The organism is Microcystis aeruginosa NIES-843 (assembly GCF_000010625.1).
GTDB lineage: Bacteria > Cyanobacteriota > Cyanobacteriia > Cyanobacteriales > Microcystaceae > Microcystis > Microcystis aeruginosa.
The window spans coordinates 1,785,060-1,807,440 of sequence record NC_010296.1; the positions used below are offsets into that span (position 1 = coordinate 1,785,060).

Consider the following 22,381-nt stretch of genomic DNA (forward strand, 5'->3'; position numbering starts at 1 on the left):
ACAGCTGGCGGATTACTGCCATAATCTTGTGGGAAATGCCATTAAAAAAGACCGTTGGACAATTAACCAAGATTCAGCTACCGCTGCGACGTCCTCAACAACGTCGGTTTTCGGGTAGTCTGCGTATTCGGGAGAACTCTCTAACCCTTTTTCTCTTTTTTTCCCTTTTTACCCTCATTCTCTATTTTTTCTTTTTTCTTTTATTTCCTGCTCTTAGACGGGTCGATTTTTTTGAGAAAATGGCGTTAATGTTAAATTTTATTAAGGCAATGAAAGAATTATCGGTTATCAGTTGGGAAGGTGGTGTTATATTATGGGTAGTAAAGTTGCTCAAAAAGCCAGCTACAACCATGAGCGCTCTTGTCAAACCCTCTAGCCTGATTCCCAAAGGATTGCGGGTGCAACAGATTAATAATCTCACCCTATTCAAATTTACAGATGAACTGGGCGATCGGATGCAGACGCTTCTTGACAAGAAAAAAGCTGATGATCTCACCCCGGAGGAAGTCCTTGAGCTAGAAGCGATTGGCGAACTCGACCAAATTTTCAGCTACATCAACGCTGTCATTGCCGCCAGAGTAAATGGTCATTCCTAAATCGCTTTACCATATTGTTCGACAACGCGCTAGGTTCCGGTGTGAATACTGTCACTATCCCGAACTCCTCAGTTCCGCCCCTCTTTCGATCGACCATATTCAACCCCAATCCCTCGGTGGTAGCGATACGCTGGACAACCTCGCCCTAGCCTGTCGTCGTTGCAATGAAAGGCGTTATAACTTCACAACGGGGATTGACCCAGAAACCGAGGCAGAAGCTTCACTGTTCAACCCACGCCAGCAAATATGGTCAGAGCATTTTCTGTGGTCGGCGGATGCCTTGAAAATTATCGGCAAAACTCCATCAGGACGCGCCACCTGCCACCGCCTAGATTTGAATGATGAACGTCGTGAAGAACCCTTTATCCAGAATGCCCGACGGCAATGGATAGCCGGCCAACTCCATCCACCCAAGGATGACCCACGACAAGAAATTAGTGAGACTTAAGGCGTGGTTTAAAAAAGGTTGATCGGGAGTAACAAAAGCTTAATCCTGATTATTTATTTCCCTTTTTGCCTTTTGCATGATACCATTTTTCTTTATTTGCGTCACAACGAATGAAGGTTTGGCAAGCATTCGAGCGTGGATGTCTGTCATGGATTTAGAAATTTGGTATGAGTAGAAAACGGGTTTCTCGGAGAAACCCGTTTTCTGTGCGTTACTCAAGAGTTATCGGTTATCAGTTGGGAAGGTGGTGTGATATTATGGGTAGTAAAGTTGCTCAAAAAGCTGGTCAGTTTGCTATTAGAATAGTAAACGCTGATAAATATCTCAGCCCAGAAAAGAAAGAAGTTATCCTGTTATAATAAAGTTAATTGATAAGTAGGTAGGCGTTAAAAATTATCAGATGCCCCCTTATCAAGGGGGATCCCCCCGCCTACCGGCACCCCCCTTATCAAGGGGGATCCCCCCGCCTACCGGCACCCCCCTTATCAAGGGGGATCCCCCCGCCTACCGGCACCCCCCTTATCAAGGGGGGCAGGGGGGATCGAACCTAAAGTCCATTTTTCATTTAATTATAACCAGCTACTTATTTGCTTAATTTAAGTTATGAACTTCAACCTTGATCTGGAAGATGAATTAAGTCAGCAACTACAGGCTTTATCTCGCTCTACAGGCAAATCCCAGAATGCTTTGATCCGAGAAGCAATACAGCTTTTAATTACCACAAAGGAACAGTCGCAATGGTCGTCAACTATCCTTAATTTTCAAGGGGTAAGTGATGGTATTGTTTTTGAAGCTTATAGAAAGGAACTTTCCCCACCTAGAGAAGATGAGGTGATTTAGTGCTGGTTTTGCTCGATACTTGTACGATTAGTGATTTTGTCAAAGGTGATAGCAATACTCTAGGGCAGATCAAAAATCACTGTCTGTTAATAGGTGCAACGGCGATTACTCTTGACATCCTCACCGCCGTAAACGGACGGTGATTCCTCACCACGCCACCTTTTTAGGATGGTCGTTGAATGGGGTTGACGCAGATAGCGAAAAACGCTTAATTGCTTAAGTCTGACTCTTTCGACCCGTCCGTTTTGAGTGTCCGGATGCCGGACGGCCACTTTGAACAAGTCGAAAAAATCTAATGTTCAACCTTATTTCCTAGAAAGTTTTACTCGTTCAAGGCCGAATTTGAATTCTTTTCTGAACAAAACCCCCTACTATCTGTGGTCAAGGTTCAGTTTTTAGCTTGGTTATCGCTTTTTCCATTGTAGCTTAAAGCCGTCCTAAAAGGACGGGGTTTTAACCCAAATTTTCGATAATCTTAAATTGAATAGGACTTGCTGAAAAAGTAGGGGCGAAGCATTCGGACAGGAAATCTACGGTTTCAGCGATAGGTTATACCCGAATGCTTCGCCCCCAGAGGACACAATCGCCTTTTAGGAATAATTGGGGGGAAAATTCAGGGACTTTTTCCCTGAAAATTAGGTAAAACCCCACACTCGGCCCCCACGAAAAACTTTTTGCCGCATACCCTAAATACTGGCTTTCTGTCTTTAACGGCTGATTCCGCGAAGTTGCTCCAGAAGTTGATCAAGAATGTCTTCCATCTCTTCCGGGCTTCTGCCCATCCTGACCGGTCCGCGCAGAAACTCTTTAACCGTTATCTTTTTATCGCGGAAGTCACGGACAAAATTATAGATTTTTTCGGTGGATTGAACTTGTAATTTCATCTCCTCTAGCATTTGCTCAATCGGGTCGATGCCATCCTTCTCACAAGCGCGACTGGCCCTCACCATCTCGCCTTCCGGGGTATTTCGCACCGAGCGCAGTTCTCTTTTCAGGTTCTCGTATTGCTTTTTGAGTAGTTCGTTATTGGTTTCAACCCTCTCGCACTGTCGTTTGAGGTCGCTTTCCGATGAGCCTTCAACCGCGAAAGAGTCCCCCATTTGATGCTGTCGTTCGATTTCCAGCAGTCTGGCAATATCTCCCTCTTTATAGGCGCGGTTGACTTCCTTCATAATCTCGTTGTGACGCATCCGAGTTTCGGGGTCTGTAACCTTGTCGGGGTGAAAAATCTCGGCCATTCTCAGGAAAGTGCGGCGTATTTGTCTAGATTCAGGAGATTTAGGCGAGCTTTCAGGTGATAGCTCTGTTCCATCATCGTGACGGCCGTAGGAGTCTCCCCCAGAGAAGAAATCCTGCGCGGATTGCTCCGATGCTCCTTCTGGTTCTTCGTCTCCGAAAAGTTCGTCTAGTTCTTCATCTCCATCGTCAAATTTTGGGCTAATCACCCCCGTTAACTGAAGTGTCTCGTAAATTCCGAGAATCCTTTTTTTTGTCTGCTGCCCCAATTTTCTAGCAGTGAGGATTTCGTCAAAAAGGGCGTGTATTTCGCGGTCGAGGTCGGTAAGTTTTTGATAGAGAGGTTGCCCTCTCTGGAAAATCTCCGTCGCTAAGGAACGCATCTGGTCGAGGAATTTCTTCAGTTCGTTGCGTTTTCTGCCAATCTGCTTGAGGAGCCACTGGTGCTCCTCCTCTAAAGCTTGGAGACGAAAATGTAGGGAAGACAGAGCCAAGGAAGGAGAGGTAGGCGAATCAGAGGAGTTCGGTGATTTCGGCTTTTTAGATCTGGTCATTACTTTGGGGTGAAAGATTAGGGGTCGAGAAGGTCGTCACCGACCTCCCCTCCCATTCAGAACCGTGCGTGATACTTTCGCATCACACGGCTCCTAGTTTGACTGTTCCCTTGTTAAGGATACAGCTTGACTTCTTTTGGTTGTCCTTGTATTATCTATACTAACTTCTAATGGTGTTAGCGTAGATGATTTTGGGCTTCCATCAGATGCCGATTTATCATCGTGACAGTGGCGGTGTAGTAATTGAAGGTTCTTGTATTCATCCTTTCCGCCTAAGCTTAGAGGGTGAATGTGGTCAACTTCAATTAAATCCGATGGGGTGAAATACTGCCCACATCGGCTACACTTGCCTTGTTGCTTTTTGAGTAGTTTGGCTACTCTTGTCGGTGTGTCGATTGCTTGTCCTCGTCTGGTCGCCCAGTAAGTCCAATTTCCGTCAAATGGTGATGCGTCGGGGCGTACTAGGGTATGTCTGACGATTGGTGTCCAATTATGTTTCCATAGATAGAGACCGTTTTTGGTTTTGAATAACCAAGATTCGTGTCTTTCTTTCCCATTGCTGAGTTTAACTGTATCCGGTCTAAAATAATTTCTCAGCTTTTCGTAGTTCGCTTTACCGCATCTTGATACTGTCCATGCCCTTAACATTAACCAGGTTGTATTGTCTAGTTTATTGAAGGTATCCATAGATACTACTCCTGAGTAGTAGTTAGCCCAACCTCTAATGATTGGGTTTAGTCGACTAATCAGGGCTGATTGAGGTGCTGTTTTGTGTTTTTTGATTACACCTTTAATCGCTTCTGTGTGGGTTTTAACTGCTTTTTGGCTGGGTTTGATGTGGGTTTTGTGACCAATTAATCGTTTTGCCCCATCTTTCCCAGATTTGTATTTTCCTACTGGATATTGCCTGATATTGAATCCTAGAAAGTCAAAACCGGGTTCTTCCATTTTCCCATTGTATTCAATAGGTTTGAGTGTGTGACACACTCTGGTTTTTTCTGGTTTAAGTTCTAATCCAATAGGCTTTAACCATTCAGAAATGGCAGTTTTGCACTGTTCAATGATTTCGAGTGATGGTGAAATCACCACAAAATCATCGGCGTACCTTATTAAAACAGCTTGATTTTTACCATTTCCCTTTTTGGGAAATAGTGTTTCAATTAATCTTGCCATTCCATCCAGTGCGATGTTGGCTAGTAGTGGACTTATTACCCCTCCTTGTGGTGTCCCTGTTTCTGTTTCTTCAAATACACCGTTATCCAAAACTCCTGCTTTGAGCCATTGTTTTATGTCTCTTTTCAGGGAACTTGGACAATGAATTTTGGACAGTAAAAAGTCGTGATTAATTCGGTCAAAACACTTGGCAATATCAGCATCTAATACAAAGTAGCTACTTTGATTAATGGTGATGTATATCCTTGATATAGCGTCATGGTCAGACCTTCCGGGTCGGAAACCATAGCTGGTTCCTTCCATTTTTGACTCCCATTCTGGTTCAAGTGCCGATTTAATCAACGCTTGTCTAGCTCTGTCTTTGATGGTTGGTATTCCTAATGGGCGTTTTTCATCCCTGCCGGGTTTAGGAATCCATACCCTTCTTAGCGGTTTTGCTTTAAGTGTTCCTTTGATTTCTTCGGTTAGATTTAGCCTTTGTTCTGGGGATATTGCTATCATTCCATCGACTCCTGCTGTTTTCTTTCCTTGATTATCTTGGGTTACTTTGCGAACTGCTAATAAACGAGCATAGTATGATTTCACCAATAGACGTTGCAACCTTCTAACCTTTGCATCCTGTCCCGATTTAGCCGCTTGGTATATCCTCTTTTGGAGCTTGAAAACATATCTTTGGACTTTTGCCCAATTGATAGTTTTCCATACATTCGTAGTCTTAGTGGTTTTCGGTTTCCCGAATCCTTTACCTTCTCTCGATTTCGTCATATAGACTCCTACTAGACTCTATCCTTACAATCAAACCGTAACCCGTCAGCATATCCTGATTATTACTGTCAGGCGTTGGCTTTTGGTTACATCTCACACCCTTGAAGGCTTGCGCTTACACTTATCGCTACTGGGTATTTCGACCGATACTCAGAGCCTAAAAGGGTTTATAACGTTCCGTTTATATGGGCATTCCATCTTTAGATTTGTCCTCTCCACCGGGGTACTTTAAAGGTCTGTGTGAGTGGGAAAGGTAAGACCCTCACTATTCCCCTTATTCTTTTGAATGTAGTGTGTCAACCTATTTCACTACTCAATGTTTACGATGGTTCAAGTCGGACATTTGGCTCACGCCTAATCTTGGATGGTTGGCAGTGGTCTCGGTTTGGATGTTAGGTTACATCTAGGAGCCTTCCGTTCCCCGCTTCAGTCCCAGAGTTGTGACTTCTGAATCTGGGGGTGGCTATCGCCGTTACTCTCAGCTTTGTAACGATTTGTGATTGATTGTTACAAAGTGTATTGACCTTGAGTCCCCTTGCCTGATTTGGTATCGGGTGATACTAAACGTTGGGACATATAAACAGTTATAAGGTTGGTCTGGGTTGACCTCTTAGATTCAGTCGGGGGACTGAAGACCTTACTAGGCGGTTATTTCGGGCATTTCAGCCCTATTTCATGCCTAAACGTTTCGCACCATATTGTCTATTCTACCAAGCCGGAAGGAGCCGCATTCCTAAAACTCACCCTTGGCTCATTTTGTTGTTTCTCGCACCTCCCCAATTCCCCAATTCCCCAATTCCCCAATTCCCCAATTCCCCACTTCCCCAGCTCCCCACTTCCCCACTTCCCCACTTCCCCATCTCCCCACTTCCCCACTTCCCCACTTCCATCACCCCATCACCCCATCACCCCTGCGCCGGCGCTCCTGCGGAAACCTTTTTAAGTGGCTAGAAGCTAGATATATCAATGGTCTTAATTAATTCTTATCAATCGAATTAAATTTTTGTAAATAAAATTCTCGCTCGGATTAATTATTTTTTCCAAATTCCGCTAGACTTATTTAGTAAGTTCAATCGAGATTCAATATTCCATAGCTAAATTTCTATAGCACGGGCTAGAAGGAAAGTTTAGCGAGGGATTCCTTTACCCATAATTCAGCACACATACTTGCTTTAGCAGCAGGCAGGAGATTCTATGTCAAATTTTTCGAGACGGAAATTCTTAACCACAGCGGCAGTTTCAGCGGCAGGGGCTGTTGTCCTGAAAGGTTGTGTTGGTAATCCCCCCGACACTACGGGTGGAACCACCACCACCGCGCCCGCTTCCCCGGTTGCTTCTCCCGTCGCCATCGCCCCGGAACAAGCTCCTGAAACCACCAAAATTAAATTAGGTTATATTCCTATCGTTGAGGCCGCACCCTTAATTATTGCCAAGGAAAAAGGCTTTTTCGCCAAACACGGGATGCCCGATGTGGAAGTCTCCAAACAAGCAAACTGGGGATCTGCTAGAGATAACGTCGAAATTGGGGCAGATGCGGGCGGAATTGACGGGGGACAGTGGCAAATGCCCATGCCTTACCTAATTTCCGAGGGACTAATCACCAAAAATAACGTTAAAGTCCCCATGTATGTGTTAGCGCAGTTAAACACCCAGGGTAACGGAATTGCGATTGCGGGTAAACACGAGGGCAAAAATATCGGTTTAGACCTAAAACCCGCCAAAGATTACATCCTCGGCATGAAAACGACGGGAACTCCCTTCAAAGCCGCCTATACTTTCCCGAAAGCTAATCAAGACTTCTGGATTCGTTACTGGTTAGCCGCCGGTGGTATTAACCCCGATACGGATATTAACCTAATTGCCGTACCCGCAGCCCAAACCGTGGCCAACATGAAAACGGGAACCATGGATGCGTTTAGTACCGGCGATCCCTGGCCGGCGCGAATTGTGGCTGATCAGATCGGTTTTATGTCAGCTTTAACCGCAGAAATCTGGCCCTATCACCCGGAAGAATACCTCGCTATCCGCGCCGATTGGGTGGATAAAAACCCGAAAGCCACCAAAGCGGTGTTAAAAGGAATTATGGAAGCGCAGCAATGGCTCGATCAAGAGGCAAATCGGGCAGAAGCGGCGGCAATTCTCGCTAAACCGGCTTATTTCAACCTCAAAGAAGAAATTATCGCCGGTCCCCTCAAAGGAATGCAGAAAATGGGTGACGGTAAACCGGAAATCACCGACAAAAATAAAGGGGTTTTCTACTGGAAAGATCCCGCCGGTAGCGTTTCCTATCCCTACAAGAGTCATGATCTCTGGTTTTTAACCGAAAGTGTTCGTTGGGGTTTCTTGCCGAAAGAAACTTTAACCACTGCCTCAGCATTAATCGACAAAGTTAACCGCGAGGATCTTTGGAAAGCGGCAGCCACAGAATTAGGAGTTCCTGCGGCCGATATTCCCACCAGTACCTCCCGGGGTGTCGAAAAATTCTTTGATGGCAAAACTTTTGATCCTGCCAATCCCCAAGCTTATCTCGATAGTTTGGCGATCAAAAAATAGCGAGCTTTTCTCGATAGGCTAGGGGCATAAAATATCTAGTCTATTAATCCCAAAAGTGTTTTCTTCTCTTCCCAATCCAGTAACTTTATCTTCAACAAAGGAAAACGGCAAAATGGCAAGTAGCGTCAGCAGAAAAAGTAACGGTGGTTTCAACTTCGGTAAATTCTGGAAAAAACATTCCCAAGACATTCTTCCCCCTATTATCGGTACCTTGGGTTTTCTGATTGTTTGGCAATTAGTCTCGATGCTGGGATTAATCAAATTACCCCCCCCATCCGACCTAATCACCAATGAACGGACTCGTACCTATTTAATGTATCCTTTCTTTGATCGTGGGGGCATTGATAAGGGACTATTCTGGCAAACTTTAGCGAGTCTGCAACGGGTATTAATCGGTTATTCTTTTGCCGCAGTGGTTGGTATTGGCGTTGGGATTATGGTCGGTTTAAATTCCTTCTTAAATAAGGCCCTCGATCCCCTTTTCCAATTCCTAAGAACAGTTCCTCCTCTTGCTTGGGTTCCCCTATCTTTGGCCGCTTTACAACAAAATCAACCAGCTGCTTTATTCGTGATCTTTATTACCGCAGTTTGGCCGATTTTGATTAATACCACCGTCGGTGTCCAACAAATTCCCCAAGACTATATCAACGTTAAACAAGTCTTGCAATTGTCCAGCAAAAAATTCTTCTTCAAGATATTAATTCCCTCGGCACTTCCCTACATCTTCACTGGTTTGAGAATTGCGATCGGTTTAGCTTGGTTAGCGATTATCGCAGCTGAAATCGTTATGTCGGGTATCGTCGGTATCGGTTTCTTTATCTGGGATGCCTACCAAAATAACTACATCAGCGATATTATTCTTGCGCTGTTTTATATCGGTGGTGTGGGTTTATTGCTCGATCGCTTTATGGCTTGGTTGCAAAATCAAATCGTTCGTCAATAGGGAATAAATGGGGAAACTTTCCCCATTTTCAAATAACTGAAACTTGAGCCAATTTAAGGAGAAAAAACTATGAGTTTGTTTGTCGCTGTCGATAACATTGATAAAGTATTCCCCCTTAGTGGTGGCGGTGAATATGTGGCCTTGAAAGGGATTGATTTACAGATAAAAAAAGGGGAATTTATCTCCCTCATCGGTCACTCCGGTTGCGGAAAATCCACCCTCTTAAACATGATCGCTGGTTTAGATTTGCCCACGGAAGGAGTGGTGACTTTGCAAGGTCAAAGCATTAAAAAACCGGGACCTGATCGCATGGTAGTCTTCCAAAACTATTCCCTTTTGCCCTGGTTAACTGTCAAAGAAAATATTACTCTGGCCGTCGATCAAGTTCTCACCCAACTATCAGAAGAAGAAAGAAAAGCTGAAGTCGAAAAATATATCGATCTGGTCAATCTTCGTCATGCAGTGGATAAACGTCCCAACGAATTATCGGGGGGGATGAAACAACGGGTAGCGATCGCTCGCGCCCTAGCCATTCGTCCGAAAGTGCTACTTTTAGATGAACCCTTTGGCGCGTTAGATGCCCTGACTAGAGGTAATCTACAGGAACAGTTAATGCAGCTGTGCGAAGAATACCAAATGACCTCGGTAATGGTGACGCACGATGTGGATGAAGCGGTGCTATTATCCGATCGCATCGTCATGCTCACCAACGGCCCCGGCTCAAAAATTGGCGGTATTTTGGAAGTGGATATCCCCCGTCCCCGCAAACGCATGGAAGTGGTGGAACACCCCAGTTACTACAGTCTCCGGAGTGAAATTATCTATTTCCTCAACCAACAAAAACGGATCAAAAAACTGCGCGCCCGCAAAGTCGAAGTAATTGCCCGTCACGGTTTAGAAAAAGTCAATCTAGAAATCGGTTTTGTTCCCCTCACCGCTTGCGCGCCCCTAGCAGTGGCCAAAGAAAAGGGATTCTTCACTAAACATGGTCTAGATGAGGTGAATTTGGTCCGGGAAACCAGTTGGCGAGGGGTTGTGGACGGGATCGCGGGGGGATTCCTCGACGGGGCGCAAATGCCTTCGGGAATGCCCACCTGGTTAACCGTCGGTGGTTATCAGGAGCAACCTTTGCCGATTGTCAGCGCCCTGACTATGACTCGTAACGGTAACGGTGTCACCCTCGCTAAACGCTTCTATGACGAGGGAGTGATTGACGGTAACGCTTTAAAACAGATGCTATTGGAATCGAAGGAGCAGCGCCATATTTTTGGCATTGTTCACCCCTCCTCGATGCACAATTTGCTCCTACGTTACTGGTTAGCGGCAGCGGGAATTGACCCGGATCAAGACGTTCACCTCGAAACTATTCCCCCAGCCCAAATGGTAGCCGACCTGAAAACCGGTAGTATTGACGGTTACTGTGTCGGTGAACCCTGGAACCTACGGGCCGCTATGGAAGATATCGGTTACACTGTCGCTACCGACTTAGAAATCTGGCAGGGCCACCCGGGTAAGGCCCTGGGAGTCCGGGAAGATTGGGCCAATAAATACCCTAATACCCATGTCGCTTTAGTTAAAGCACTGCTGGAAGGTTGTCGCTACTGTGCCGATGAAACAAATCAGGAAGAAATTCGTCAAATCCTCGCCAGTCGTCAGTACCTTAGTACCAATATCGATTATATCCAACTGGGTGATCCCAACTCCTACGCGTGCAGTCTCGATCAACCAATGAAAGAATATGCACACCATCTGTTCTATGGAGAAGGGGTAAATCGTCCCAGTCGTACCGAACACCTCTGGATGATGACCCAAATGGCGCGCTGGGGCCACATTCCTTTCCCCCGTAACTGGGTAGAAATTCTCGAACGCGTCTGTCGGGTGGGTGTTTTTAGTACCGCGGCCCGGGAATTGGGTCTAGGGGATATTAAATATCGTCGCACACCGATCCTTTTATTCGATGGTATCGAGTTTGATGCCGAGGATCCGATCGGTTATCTCAATAGTTTAGAGATCAAACAAAACATCACCATGGCCGAAGTGGCTATTGATGCTCGTCCTGGTGCCAGTGAATCTCGCAAAATTGCCTAAAAATCGACTAAGGGGATAATTCCTAGCCAATTATCCCTAGCCATTGCTCCTATTAACTAATTTCCCCCAAAGACTAATCATGTACACTACCACCGACACAGTTAACCCGGCAACCCAGACCCCCAGTAAAGAAGCTTTTGTCACCATTGAAGGAGTTTCTAAGGTTTATCCCACTGCTAGAGGCCCCTACACCGTCCTCAAGGACGTTAATCTCAACATCGATGAAGGTGAATTTATCTGTGTGATCGGTCACTCCGGTTGCGGTAAATCGACCCTATTAAATATGGTGTCGGGTTTTTCTTCTCCCACCGATGGCATCGTTAAAGTTAACGGTAAGACAATTACTAAACCCGGGCCCGATCGCATGGTAGTGTTTCAAAACTATGCTTTATTGCCTTGGTTAAGCGTTTTTGAAAATGTCTATCTCGCGGTAGATGCGGTGTCTCCCAATGCTCCGGAAGCGCAAAAACGCTCGATCGTGCGGGAACATTTAGCGATGGTGGGTTTAACCGAAGCTATGGACAAAACCCCTCCCCAAATCTCCGGGGGGATGAAACAACGGGTTTCGATCGCCCGGGCCCTTTCTATCCGTCCAGAAGTATTAATTCTCGATGAACCTTTCGGTGCGTTGGATGCGATTACCAAAGAGGAATTACAGGAAGAATTGCTGAAAATCTGGCAAGATAAACGCTGTACGGTGTTGATGATTACCCACGATATCGATGAGGCTCTTTTCCTCGCTGATAAGCTGGTAATGATGACCAATGGACCAGAAGCAAAAATCGGCGAAGTGATGAATATTCATTTCCCCCGTCCCCGCGATCGGGAGAGAATTATGGAGGACCCTGAATATTATCGTCTGCGTAACTATGCCCTCGACTTCCTCTATAATCGTTTCGCTCACGATGATGTTAGCTAGATGTGAGCATTTGTATTAGTTTGGGGTGCGGTTGACTTAATAGCGATCGCACCTAGATTTTTTTTCTAGGGAAGCCTTCTTCAAGTAAAATTATTTCTAAGTAAGTAAGTGGGTGGGTGGAATTAAATATAAGATGAACGTAGGTTGGGTTGAAGCATGAAACCCAACGACCGCATAGTTTACGCTACCGCTAACCCATCCTACAAATAATTGTGCCTCCCTACTTAGATGTTAAAAATTGTCAGATACCCCCCTTATCAAGGGGGGATCAAGGGGGGATCAGCACCCCTTATCAAGGGGGGATCAAGGGGGGATCAGCACCCCTTATCAAGGGGGGATCAAGGGGGGATCAGCACCCCTTATCAAGGGGGGATTAAGGGGGGATCAGCACCCCCCTTATTAAGGGGGGATTAAGGGGGGATCAGCACCCCCCTTATAAAGGGGGGATTAAGGGGGGATCAGCTTACTTGTTAGCTAAATAGAACAATTAGCAATAAAATACAATAATAATTTTTACTTTTTACTTAATCGATCATGCTCAAACAGATACGGAAACTACTTATCAATTTCGGTCAACAATGGCGCGATGAAGATTTCATGAGGTCGATTCATCTCATCGAAAACATAGTTTCTAAGGTTTTATCCGTAGCCTTAATTGTTGTTATTATTGTTTCTCTTTATGATTTAGTAGTTATCCTAATCAAAGATTTATTTACCACGGAACCCGTCGGTTTTTTTAGTAAAACTTTAATTGAAATCTTCGGATTATTTCTCAATATTTTGATCGCTTTAGAGTTATTAGAAAACGTCACTGCTTACTTAAGAAAACACATCGTACAGGTTGAATTAGTCGTAGTTACTGCCCTGATTGCCATCTCTCGAAAAATTATTATTTTTGATCCCAATAAATACAGTAAAGATGATTTAATTGCCCTCACCGTGGGAACCCTAGCTTTAGCGGCAAGTTATTGGTTAATCAGAAAAGTTAATCGCGATAATCGCTCTTGAATTAAGGGAAAGGGATAGATTTAGAAAATCTATCCCTTCTAAATAGGGTTTGCGGCAAAAAGTAGGGGCGAAGCATTCGGATAGGAAATCTAGGGTTTCAGCGATAGGTTATGCCCGAATGCTTCGCCCCTACAGGACGCGGGCCGATGAAGATGTAAGGTTTTGAAACATGATTCTCTCAAAATCTTGCACCTGTTTCGCTCGTAAAGCCCCAAAACCCTTACTTTGCCTACATTTCACATTTATTCAGCCAGCCCTAGGGCTTGCTGAATAAATCTAAAAACATTGTTCGATAATACTTTGAGACCTTTTTGAAATCCAAAAGTACCAGCCATTGGAGTGAGCGGGGGGAAAATTCCTGGACTTTTTCCCTGAAAATTAGGTAATTGACCACCTGAAAATGGGTAAAACCCTACACCCTACACCCCACACCCCACACCCTGCCCCCAGGAAAAACTTTTTGCCGCAAACCCTATTTACTGGACTCTGGAAATATTACCCGCTTTAATCCAACCTTCGCGACCATCGGACAGACGTATGCGCTGCCATTGGCCATCGCTGCTGGTTCCCACCACACTGACTTTAGTATTATAATCCAGACCGCCGAGACGAGTCGATTCACTGGTAGGTTGAGAGCGCAGACTTAAACCGCTTTGCCATGTCACCCGCGCTTGATAACCCTCGGATGTGGCTTCTCTTTTTCTTGCTTCGGGACTGGGTTTCGGGGAAGCTTTTGGTGCTGGTGCAGCTGTGGGAGACTCTTTCACCTCAGCTTGGGGTTGTTCTTGGACGGGAGTAGTAGGGATGGGAGAAGGTTTGACGGCGGTTTTTTCCTCCTTAGTTTCCTCTTTTTTCTCCTCGGTAAAGACGGGTTTAGGAGGATTAGAATTCATACCGGAGAGAAGCATATAGGCGACAGCAGTAGCCCCACCGACCAAAATCGCCACTCCCATGACAAAACCGAGCATAAATTGCAATAAACCAGATAAACGCTTCATATTGGTGCTAAATTAACTGCTAGAATTGACATTAAAACGATCATCGCGAGAGGCTAAACGAGCTTTACCGGACTTTGCCCAATCCTGTAGAAATTGAATCTGTTCTTGGGCAGTCCGAGCTAGGGGGATAATCTGACTAGCGGCCTCAAGCACATCATCGGTGCTAAAGTCGCGATTTTGACTAAAACCGATGTGCATCGCTTCCACGATGGTTTGTTCGATTTCTGCCCCCGAAAAATCGGGAGTTTCGTAGGCTAGTCGCTTTATATCATAACTTTTTAGATTATGGGGCCGAACTTTCCCTAAATGAACGCTAAAAATCTCCTCGCGGGACTTTTGGCTAGGTAGTCCGACAAAAAATATCTCATCGAAGCGTCCTTTTCGCAACATTTCCGGGGGCAGAGATTGGATGTTATTAGCTGTAGCGACGACAAAAACCGGCGATTGTTTCTCGGCTAACCAAGTGATAAAAGTCCCGAAAACCCGCCCGGTGGTTCCCCCGTCACCTTTTCCCTCCGCTCCGGCGAAAGCTTTATCGATTTCGTCTATCCACAGCACACAGGGAGCTAAAGCTTCGGCGAGATTAATCATCTGACGGGTACGCGATTCCGATTCTCCCACCAATCCGCCAAATAAACGCCCCACGTCTAGACGCAGTAGGGGTAAGTGCCAATGATGGGAAATAGCTTTCGCTGTCAGGGATTTACCCGTCCCTTGAATTCCCACCAATAGTAAACCCCGGGGATTGGGTAAACCGTAGGCGCGGGCGCGTTCACTAAAAGCACCACCGCGACGAATCAGCCAATCTTTGAGATTATCTAGGCCGCCGATGTCAGAAATCTGCTCTGTGGCGGGATAAAAGTCCAATATCTGGGTTTGACGAATCGATTGGCGTTTTTCTGCCAAAATTAATTCCACGTCCTCTGGCTCAATTTTGCCGTGACTGGCTAAACATTTGGCTAAAACCCGACGAATTCTCTCTAGGGATAATCCTTGGGCAGAAAGCACTAATTCATCGAGGAGTGGTTCTTTGACGGGTTGTCCGGTGGCAGCGATTAATCGCTGGATTTCCTGTTTAATTTCTTCGCCACTGGGGAGGGGAAAATCGACGACGGTGATTACTTCGGTTAGATCCGAGGGGATAGACAGTTCGGGAGCGACGATAATTAGGTTTTTAGGCTGAGATTTCAGAGAACGGGCCAGATTTCGCAATTTTCTGGCGATGGAAATATCTTCTAAAAAGCGCTGGAAATCGCGTAAAATTATGATGGCGGCGATGTTAGGCGGCAGCTTTTCGACGAATTCAAGAGCTTGGAGGGGATTACGCCGAGCAAAGTTCTCATTATTGGGATTATCTTGATAACCATCCACGAAATCCCAGACATAGACAGCACGGTTATTGCTCTGTTTGGCAATATCGGCGATCGCTTTTTCGAGACGTTCCTCTTCTAGGGTGGTAATATAGATGAGAGGATAGCGCGCCCGCAGCAGTAATTCAAATTCTTCACCAAAGCTCATAGCTATTCGTCTATAGTTTTTGCTATTTAGGGCTTGCTGAATAAATCTAAAAACCTTGCTGGATAAGACTTTTAGACTTTTTGTCAATCCAAAAGTACCGGACCTGGGAGTGAGCGGGGGGAAAATTCAGGTACTTTTTCCCTGAAAATGGGTAAAACCCCACACCCTGCCCCCACGAAAAACTTTTTCAGCAAACCCTATTTATATCGTCATCAGAAAATATAGCAGTTAGCCGTCTATTAGATATTTTAGTACAAATGCTCGGACTTGTGTTCTAAATGTTCCACAAGTGCTTCGCCATCGTTCCGCTTATCTTCATGAGACCCCTGTTTAATTCTATTTTTTTACCCTTAAGTATTTCTACTTATTTCTAAAGTTAGATGCTCCCGTATTTTCTTAATGGTAGAAGCATCTTGCCTTAGTCGGGATTAACCTTCTGTTAACTAAATTAACAGAAGGTTAATTAAATTAAGCTTTAGCTAATTAAATTAAATTAGCCTACCAGGGGTGACAAAAGTTAGTCACTGGTTCGCCCCTTCTTTGCTGTCAATTAATTTCAGCCTTTCTCACAACCATTCCCTAGGGGGGTTAAATTCATGTTTAAACTAGCTTCAGACTTTTTATCTTTAGATTTTCTCCGCCAACAAAATCAGAAAAATAAGCCAGAAAGTCAATTTAACTCTTTGCCAATTTCTCAAATCACGAAAGAGGGTAAAGTTTTAGCGATAATTCTCCGACGAGAGTTTAACCAAGAGGGGATTCATTTCCTAACTCCCGATGATTTTTCCCAACAGTTGGCCTATATGAGACACCCGACGGGAAAAAGTATTATGCCCCACGTTCATAACAAAGTACAACGGGAAGTATTTTTTACCCAGGAAGTCTTAATTATCAAAAGAGGAAAACTGCGGGTAGATTTCTATGATGACGACCAACAATATCTAGAAAGTCATATATTGAGAGATGGGGATGTGGTTTTGTTGATCCAAGGTGGTCATGGTTTCCAAGTCTTAGAAGAAGTAGAAATGATTGAAGTAAAACAAGGTCCCTACGTTGGTAATCAGGATAAAACTCGCTTTACAGGAATTGAGGAAACTGTGGTTAAAATGGCGGGAGCAGAGATAGCATGAGTAGCTTTATTCCCGTCAATGAGCCACTACTTGCGGGCAAGGAAAAACAGTATCTTAACGAATGTATTGATAGCGGTTGGATTTCTTCGGAAGGTCCCTTCGTTCAGAAGTTTGAAGAAAATTTTGCCCTCGCTGTTGGGCGAAAGTATGCCGTTTCCGTGTGCAATGGTTCTATGGCCTTAGAAGCGGCCATCGTCGCTTTAGGAATTGGTTCGGGGGATGAGGTGATTCTCCCCACTTTTACCATCATTTCCTGCGGAGCTGCCATTGTCAAAGCCGGGGCGATTCCCGTGGTCGTGGACTGCGAAGCGCAGACTTGGAACATGGATATCGGGCAGATAGAGGCAAAAATCACGCCCCGCACTAAAGCGATAATGGTGGTTCATATCTACGGATTACCGGTGGCAATGACTCCAGTTTTAGAATTAGCTCAAAAATACGGTTTAAAAATTATTGAAGATGCGGCGGAAATGCACGGTCAAACCTATCAAGGTAAACCCTGTGGTAGTTTCGGTGATATCAGTATCTTTAGTTTCTATTCCAACAAACATATTACCACTGGGGAAGGGGGCATGATTGTCACCAACCAAGAGGATATTTTTGAGCGTTGTCGTTCCCTGAGAAATTTATATTTTCAGCCCCAACGACGTTTTATTCACGAAGAACTGGGCTGGAATCTGAGGATGACTAATCTGCAAGCGGCAGTGGGTTTAGCACAATTAGAACAGCTAGAAACTTTTGTCCAGCGCAAGAGAAAAATGGGCAGACGCTACAGGGAATTATTGCAAAATATCCCCTGTCTAGAATTGCCTCTACCTCAAACTGATTATGCCGAAAATATTTATTGGGTTTATGGTATTGTTCTCAAAGATGAGGTTAACTTTGATGCTATGGAAGCGATGAAACGCCTCAAAGAACATCAGATTGGTACGCGTCCTTTTTTCTGGTGTATGCACGAACAACCGGTATTTCACAAAATGGGATTATTGCAAAATGTTTCCTGTCCCGTGGCTGAAAGACTGGCGCGCAGGGGTTTTTATCTGCCTAGCGGTTTAGCTCTCACGGACGAGCAAATTGAGCGAGTGGCCCAAGCAGTTCAGCAAGTTTTTGCTGAGGCTGAGTAGGGATGAAAAATTGATGAAAATTTTTTGAATAAAAACCGACTTTTATGATAATTGGCACGGAATTTTTATCTTGGGTAGTAATTGCCTCTGGTTGCTTTTATTCCCTATATCTATGTATTTCAGTTCCCAAGGATGTTTTTTTTAATGGCGATGGGGCGCTGAAAGCTTTACTAGCTCGTCAGCTAAGTAATGGTCCATGGCGATTTGACTTAGTTGAGCGCGCAGAAGCTTGGGTTACTCGTCTTTGGCAAGAGGGTTTATACAGTTATCGCCCCCCTTTTGTTTACTACTTAAATCAACGTTATTATATCTCCTTTCCTTTTTCATTCTCTTTGCTAACTTCCCTTTTTTATAAACTTTGGGGTTATCGTGGGTTTTACTTGATTCCCCTCCTATCAATTTGGGTATTGTGGCTCAGTTTTTCAAGAGCAATTCCCGCTTTTTCCCTAGACAGTTGGGGGAGTCTTTTGGGATTAGTTATTTTGATTTTTGCTTCGCCCTTAACTCTATACAGTGCCATATATTGTGAACATACCCTCGCTGTTACTTTAGGATTTTTGGGAATTGTTATCGCTTTTTTTCTACCCGATACAGCTAATAGTGGCTGGCTGCCCAATTTATTAGGCGGATTTCTAGTGGGTTTATCAGTATGGTTCCGCTCCGAATGTCTGGCCCTAGTGGCAACTTTAACTTTATTAGTTTTCTTGGGTTTAACTCCAGAACAAACCTCAATTTTTGCTTGGTATTCAACCGAGCAAAATCTTAATGTTTCTGATTTTCTGCTAACTAATCGAATAGCTTTTAGTTTTGTACTAGGTATGATTGTTAGTGTGTTTTTACTGTGGTTGTGCAATAAGTTAATTTATAATCGTTTTCTAGGAGTTCACGCTCTGTTAGTCCTTGAGGAGTTTTCTTGGAAAAAACGTATTCAAGAAGCCCTGACCAGTTTTTATCAGTTGAATAGCTCTTTTTTGCTGCATTTTCCTATCTGTATAATTCCCTTAGCTTACTTGCTCACTTGGAGCGGTCAACAATTGAATTTTGCCAGGGATATTCCCGTAACTTTAATTAGTATAATGGCGATTATCATCTTGGCTGTTCTCGTCAATCTTCGCTGGCAAGGAATGGTCAAAACCAAGGCGTTAGTCAAGGACAATATAATTTACTTGCTGATACTTTTAGCCAGTTGTTATCTATTTGACATCGCCAATATATCTCTAGATAAACAAATGCTTTTTGTCTATGATCTCTATTTTATCTACACAGTAGGGGTGTCTTGTTTAGTCGATATTGCCCCGGGAGAAGTCATGGTGGGAGGTAAACAATGGGGACCGAGATATTTATTGCCTCTTATCCCCTTTGTTACCTTATTAACGGTGGAACAAGTAAAAATTGTCGGAGCGAACCAAGAAGTTTTACTAGCCAAGGGAAGCTGGGTTTTACTGTTAATCTTACTGGCAATAGCTGTCTATAAAAACATTTATCAAGGTGGAGAATTTTTCTATAAAACCCATCAGGGGATAGCACCAGCTATCAAAAGCATAGAAGAGAATCCTAATTCTATTGTTGTCTTTTCTCATCAATATGCGGCACAAGTTTTGGGTTTTGGTTTGGAGAAACAAAAAACTTTCTTCCGTGTAGAAGATAGTCAAGCCATGGTTAAACTATGCCAAGAATTAGTCGGTCAAGGATTGTCTAGTTTTCCCTACGTTTGCTATCCCTATCGCCCTTGTCAACTCTTAGAATCCCCACCGGAAGAACTGGAATTTAGCCAAGATGGACAAAAGTTTCAAATTGGCATAAATCGCTCTGGAATCATTGGTAAGTATCCTTTCTATGAAATAGTTATATCTGCTTCTGAGACAGGTTTACTATCCAAAAAATCCGAGGATAAGCCCACAATTACCCCAGCAGCTAATGATTTAGTCTGTACGATTTTACCCACTTATAACGAGCGAGATAATATTAGTCAATTAATTGAACGTTTACTAGCTAGTGTTCCTAGTCCTTATTTAGTGCTAGTGGTGGATGATAATTCTCCCGATGAAACTTGGCAGATAGTAGAAGATTTAGCCAAACAATATCCCACTCCTCCCCAAGATTCGCAATTCCAATCGGGGGTAATTTTGTGTCGCAGAATCAACGAGAAAGGGTTAACTTCGGCTCTACAGAGAGGTATTGACGATGCGATTAATCTGTATGGGGCTAAAATTATTACTTGGATGGATTGTGATTTATCTATGCCTCCAGAAGCTCTGCCACAATTAATCACACCGATTCGAACTAAAAAAGCTGATATGGTTGTAGGTTCTCGTTGGATTCCGGGGGGTGATGATGTTGCCCACGGACTGATGGCCCGGATGTTAAGCTGGATTATTAATCGCATGGCCATCGTGATGCTAGGCAATCAAGTTCACGACTATACCAGTGGTTTTATTGCCGTTCGTTCTCAGGTTTTAGAAAAAATTCGCTTAAAGGGAGATTATGGAGAATACTGCATTGATTTATTAACCCGTGCCAATCGTTTAGGTTATAAGTTAGTGGAAGTTCCTTATCTTTGCGTTCCCCGCATTTATGGTGAGAGTAAAACTGGAATTAATCTCTGGGATTATTTGTCAAAAGGACGGAAATATGTGGCAACTATTTGGCAATTGTGGCAAGAAAGATAAGACAATTATCTCTTTTTTGAACTAGAACTATCCTCTGGTTCTTCAACTCTAGAAGCTAAACTTATGAAGAAAATGTTTACTTTTTGGCCTTGGTTAGCTACCGTTGGGGTGGCCTGGTCTTTGGGTTTTTTTTATAACGTATACTACGGGGGTGAATTAAAGTGGCTCCTACAAATGTACGAACAAAAAGTATCTTTTGCCAAGCAGATAGATGCACCGAGACGAATAATTTTTGCGGGGGGGTCGGGAGTACAATATAGTATTAACTCTCAATTCCTCGAACAGGAGCTAAAAATCCCAGTTTTTAACTTTGGTTTACAGGGAGATTTGGGATTAAATGTCATTTGCCCAATTATTTTAGAACAGGTACGTCCGGGGGATATAGTGGTTCTCATTCCTGAATATTTGATGTTACTGGATGATGATGGTATTGGTTATGGTGATGGTTTATTTGGTTCGGTTCCCTTTAGTGTTGCCATTGGAAAACCGGGTTTAGGAAATATACCCTTAGAACAATTAGTTTCCGAGACTTGGTTAATGGGAGTTCCTAGTTTACGCGCTATAGTAAAAACTGCTGTTGATGTTATACAAACAGGAAAAGCTAGGGGTTATTTATCAGATCCAATCACAGAAAAAGGAGATCCTACCGTAGTCAAACATCGTACAGGTAAATGGTGGGCTAGAACATTCGATCAACCTATTTCTCAATACTCCCTCAAACGCATCGCTCAATTTCAAGAGGAGTTAAAAGCTAAAGGTGCTTATTTAGTAGTTTCTCTCTCTTGGGTTTATGCTAAGACCGATGAAACCACTGTAAAAAATGTTAAAAAAACTATTGAAGAATTGTCTAATATAGTGCCTTTAATCTACAATCCAAAAACTCTTAATCTGCAAACAGATTCTAGTTTATTTGCCGATACCCATGAGCATTTATTACCGGAAGCAAGAATAAGACGCTCTAGGGAACTGGTGCAACAACTGCGTCCTATAATTCAGGGAAAAACTACTCAAAATCATCGAATTATTTCTATTCTCAATCGATAATTGAAAATTAGATAAAACTTTTGTACTAGCAGTAATTTGGGATGGAGATAGCAGGGAATTGATTTAACCGGCAAAATTACCGTAAATTTCCCTGAATTTATTCAATTTTATTTTTTGGAATTGTTCTTCCTTCAATAAAGGTTCTTTTCCTCTCGGATGTTCCTGACTCTTTTTCTTGAGATTTTAACTCCTTCTTTTCCTAATTCGTTAAAGCTTTTGATAATTTGGGTTCTTCGGTTTGTGTTATGCAATGGACGGGAGTTATAAGGGGTGAAACCCTTATATAGAAAGACATTGCTTCGATTTTTGCCAATTGTTTTCAATCTAGAACGAGCTAATCAATTAAGTCTTTTGCCAGATAAGGATTTAGCCGATTTTTGCCCCCTGATCGAACCATACCAAGTAACGAAGAACCATAATTTTAAAACTATATTGATGATCTAATCCGAGAGCTACTGCCGCATTTTTGATTGTCGATCCTCAAGATATTTTACCTAACCAGTGCCATCTTCTTGTTGCCACTGAGTCTTGACTGGTTCTGTATTTATCTTTCGGTTCCTCTGAACTTAGATGTTCGGATAAGTACGCTTTTTTGGGCATTTTATCTCCTCGTCCTTACTCTTCTTATGATACTAAATCCGGTTATTAAAGACTGATTATTTATTCCTCCTGTTGCCTCTTGCCTTTTGCCTTTTGCCTGTCCTAATAAGTAGCCTATACTCAACGGATTTAGTATGATAACAGGATTTGCTATTACCCCTCGCTCAAATTTGTG

Annotated in this window: 20 protein-coding genes; 14 read left to right on the forward strand and 6 right to left on the reverse strand. The window is 43.6% G+C overall.

The genetic code is table 11. From position 1 onward, the window contains the following. Positions 1-35 precede the first annotated feature (35 nt). From MAE_RS34845 to MAE_RS08730, 4 genes are all read left to right on the forward strand, one after another. Entirely contained in the window at positions 36-596 is a 561-nt protein-coding gene (locus tag MAE_RS34845; protein WP_012265246.1) for a hypothetical protein, read from the forward strand. Further along, entirely contained in the window at positions 583-1,044 is a 462-nt protein-coding gene (locus MAE_RS08715) for an HNH endonuclease (protein ID WP_012265247.1), read from the forward strand. Before MAE_RS34845 ends, MAE_RS08715 begins: the two co-directional genes overlap by 14 nt. A 167-nt stretch (positions 1,045-1,211) precedes the next feature. Further along, positions 1,212-1,403: a hypothetical protein gene (locus MAE_RS08720; protein ID WP_012265248.1), complete on the forward strand. Its 192-nt coding sequence runs from the start codon at positions 1,212-1,214 to the stop codon at positions 1,401-1,403. A 244-nt stretch (positions 1,404-1,647) separates the two neighbouring features. Then, positions 1,648-1,884, forward strand: coding sequence for a ribbon-helix-helix protein, CopG family (locus MAE_RS08730; RefSeq protein WP_012265249.1), 237 nt, complete (start codon positions 1,648-1,650; stop codon positions 1,882-1,884). An 86-nt stretch (positions 1,885-1,970) separates the two neighbouring features. Here the strand turns inward: MAE_RS08730 and MAE_RS33755 are convergent, their stop codons facing one another. The 4 genes from MAE_RS33755 to MAE_RS33255 form a co-directional block, all read right to left on the reverse strand. Continuing rightward, positions 1,971-2,156, reverse strand: a complete 186-nt coding sequence (locus MAE_RS33755; protein ID WP_162467759.1) for a hypothetical protein — start codon at positions 2,154-2,156, stop codon at positions 1,971-1,973. Between the two features lie 435 nt (positions 2,157-2,591). After that, positions 2,592-3,674 carry a molecular chaperone DnaJ gene (locus tag MAE_RS08735; RefSeq protein WP_012265251.1) on the reverse strand — a complete coding sequence of 361 codons (1,083 nt, stop codon included), beginning with the start codon at positions 3,672-3,674 and terminating at the stop codon, positions 2,592-2,594. Between the two features lie 93 nt (positions 3,675-3,767). Next, entirely contained in the window at positions 3,768-5,612 is a 1,845-nt protein-coding gene (ltrA, locus tag MAE_RS08740; protein WP_012264203.1) for a group II intron reverse transcriptase/maturase, read from the reverse strand. A gap of 702 nt (positions 5,613-6,314) precedes the next feature. Further along, a complete protein-coding gene (locus tag MAE_RS33255; protein ID WP_158303505.1) occupies positions 6,315-6,488 on the reverse strand; it encodes a hypothetical protein in 174 nt (57 codons plus the stop codon). A gap of 318 nt (positions 6,489-6,806) precedes the next feature. Between MAE_RS33255 and MAE_RS08745 the strand changes: the two genes are divergently transcribed. From MAE_RS08745 to MAE_RS08770, 5 genes are all read left to right on the forward strand, one after another. Continuing rightward, entirely contained in the window at positions 6,807-8,165 is a 1,359-nt protein-coding gene (locus MAE_RS08745) for a CmpA/NrtA family ABC transporter substrate-binding protein (protein WP_012265253.1), read from the forward strand. Between the two features lie 112 nt (positions 8,166-8,277). Continuing rightward, positions 8,278-9,108, forward strand: a complete 831-nt coding sequence (gene ntrB, locus MAE_RS08750) for a nitrate ABC transporter permease (RefSeq protein WP_002759210.1) — start codon at positions 8,278-8,280, stop codon at positions 9,106-9,108. A gap of 69 nt (positions 9,109-9,177) precedes the next feature. Beyond that, positions 9,178-11,196 carry a nitrate ABC transporter ATP-binding protein gene (locus MAE_RS08755; protein WP_012265254.1) on the forward strand — a complete coding sequence of 673 codons (2,019 nt, stop codon included), beginning with the start codon at positions 9,178-9,180 and terminating at the stop codon, positions 11,194-11,196. Between the two features lie 79 nt (positions 11,197-11,275). After that, positions 11,276-12,115, forward strand: coding sequence for a nitrate ABC transporter ATP-binding protein (locus MAE_RS08760; RefSeq protein WP_012265255.1), 840 nt, complete (start codon positions 11,276-11,278; stop codon positions 12,113-12,115). Between the two features lie 534 nt (positions 12,116-12,649). Further along, positions 12,650-13,123 carry a phosphate-starvation-inducible PsiE family protein gene (locus MAE_RS08770; RefSeq protein WP_002800917.1) on the forward strand — a complete coding sequence of 158 codons (474 nt, stop codon included), beginning with the start codon at positions 12,650-12,652 and terminating at the stop codon, positions 13,121-13,123. Positions 13,124-13,599: 476 nt separating this feature from the next. Here MAE_RS08770 and MAE_RS08775 read toward each other — a convergent pair whose 3' ends face one another. Both MAE_RS08775 and MAE_RS08780 read right to left on the reverse strand, forming a co-directional pair. Further along, positions 13,600-14,121, reverse strand: coding sequence for an SH3 domain-containing protein (locus tag MAE_RS08775; protein WP_012265257.1), 522 nt, complete (start codon positions 14,119-14,121; stop codon positions 13,600-13,602). Between the two features lie 12 nt (positions 14,122-14,133). Further along, positions 14,134-15,639, reverse strand: coding sequence for an AAA family ATPase (locus MAE_RS08780; RefSeq protein ID WP_012265258.1), 1,506 nt, complete (start codon positions 15,637-15,639; stop codon positions 14,134-14,136). A gap of 596 nt (positions 15,640-16,235) precedes the next feature. Between MAE_RS08780 and MAE_RS08785 the strand changes: the two genes are divergently transcribed. The 5 genes from MAE_RS08785 to MAE_RS33760 all read left to right on the forward strand — a co-directional run bounded on the left by MAE_RS08785 (position 16,236) and on the right by MAE_RS33760 (position 22,050). Continuing rightward, positions 16,236-16,769, forward strand: a complete 534-nt coding sequence (locus MAE_RS08785) for a hypothetical protein (RefSeq protein WP_002759194.1) — start codon at positions 16,236-16,238, stop codon at positions 16,767-16,769. Beyond that, positions 16,766-17,893: a DegT/DnrJ/EryC1/StrS family aminotransferase gene (locus MAE_RS08790; protein WP_002759190.1), complete on the forward strand. Its 1,128-nt coding sequence runs from the start codon at positions 16,766-16,768 to the stop codon at positions 17,891-17,893. Before MAE_RS08785 ends, MAE_RS08790 begins: the two co-directional genes overlap by 4 nt. A gap of 44 nt (positions 17,894-17,937) precedes the next feature. Then, a complete protein-coding gene (locus MAE_RS29000) occupies positions 17,938-20,562 on the forward strand; it encodes a polyprenol monophosphomannose synthase (RefSeq protein ID WP_012265259.1) in 2,625 nt (874 codons plus the stop codon). A gap of 63 nt (positions 20,563-20,625) precedes the next feature. Further along, positions 20,626-21,606, forward strand: a complete 981-nt coding sequence (locus MAE_RS08800; RefSeq protein WP_012265260.1) for a hypothetical protein — start codon at positions 20,626-20,628, stop codon at positions 21,604-21,606. A 306-nt stretch (positions 21,607-21,912) separates the two neighbouring features. Next, the gene (locus MAE_RS33760; protein WP_162467760.1) at positions 21,913-22,050 is read left to right on the forward strand and encodes a hypothetical protein; all 138 of its coding nucleotides are present in this window, start codon (positions 21,913-21,915) and stop codon (positions 22,048-22,050) included. The last annotated feature ends 331 nt before the right edge of the window (positions 22,051-22,381 follow it).

What these genes read in the sequence shown, in the direction of transcription:
- MAE_RS08735 (WP_012265251.1), bottom strand. Translation starts at nt 3,674, where the DNA reads ATGACCAGATCTAAAAAGCCGAAATCACCGAACTCCTCTGATTCGCCT.
- ntrB (WP_002759210.1), top strand. Translation starts at nt 8,278, where the DNA reads ATGGCAAGTAGCGTCAGCAGAAAAAGTAACGGTGGTTTCAACTTCGGT.
- MAE_RS08780 (WP_012265258.1), bottom strand. Translation starts at nt 15,639, where the DNA reads ATGAGCTTTGGTGAAGAATTTGAATTACTGCTGCGGGCGCGCTATCCT.
- MAE_RS08720 (WP_012265248.1), top strand. Translation starts at nt 1,212, where the DNA reads ATGAGTAGAAAACGGGTTTCTCGGAGAAACCCGTTTTCTGTGCGTTAC.
- MAE_RS29000 (WP_012265259.1), top strand. Translation starts at nt 17,938, where the DNA reads ATGATAATTGGCACGGAATTTTTATCTTGGGTAGTAATTGCCTCTGGT.
- MAE_RS08785 (WP_002759194.1), top strand. Translation starts at nt 16,236, where the DNA reads ATGTTTAAACTAGCTTCAGACTTTTTATCTTTAGATTTTCTCCGCCAA.
- MAE_RS08715 (WP_012265247.1), top strand. Translation starts at nt 583, where the DNA reads ATGGTCATTCCTAAATCGCTTTACCATATTGTTCGACAACGCGCTAGG.
- MAE_RS08770 (WP_002800917.1), top strand. Translation starts at nt 12,650, where the DNA reads ATGCTCAAACAGATACGGAAACTACTTATCAATTTCGGTCAACAATGG.
- ltrA (WP_012264203.1), bottom strand. Translation starts at nt 5,612, where the DNA reads ATGACGAAATCGAGAGAAGGTAAAGGATTCGGGAAACCGAAAACCACT.
- MAE_RS08745 (WP_012265253.1), top strand. Translation starts at nt 6,807, where the DNA reads ATGTCAAATTTTTCGAGACGGAAATTCTTAACCACAGCGGCAGTTTCA.
- MAE_RS08730 (WP_012265249.1), top strand. Translation starts at nt 1,648, where the DNA reads ATGAACTTCAACCTTGATCTGGAAGATGAATTAAGTCAGCAACTACAG.
- MAE_RS08775 (WP_012265257.1), bottom strand. Translation starts at nt 14,121, where the DNA reads ATGAAGCGTTTATCTGGTTTATTGCAATTTATGCTCGGTTTTGTCATG.
- MAE_RS34845 (WP_012265246.1), top strand. Translation starts at nt 36, where the DNA reads ATGCCATTAAAAAAGACCGTTGGACAATTAACCAAGATTCAGCTACCG.
- MAE_RS08800 (WP_012265260.1), top strand. Translation starts at nt 20,626, where the DNA reads ATGAAGAAAATGTTTACTTTTTGGCCTTGGTTAGCTACCGTTGGGGTG.
- MAE_RS08755 (WP_012265254.1), top strand. Translation starts at nt 9,178, where the DNA reads ATGAGTTTGTTTGTCGCTGTCGATAACATTGATAAAGTATTCCCCCTT.
- MAE_RS08760 (WP_012265255.1), top strand. Translation starts at nt 11,276, where the DNA reads ATGTACACTACCACCGACACAGTTAACCCGGCAACCCAGACCCCCAGT.
- MAE_RS08790 (WP_002759190.1), top strand. Translation starts at nt 16,766, where the DNA reads ATGAGTAGCTTTATTCCCGTCAATGAGCCACTACTTGCGGGCAAGGAA.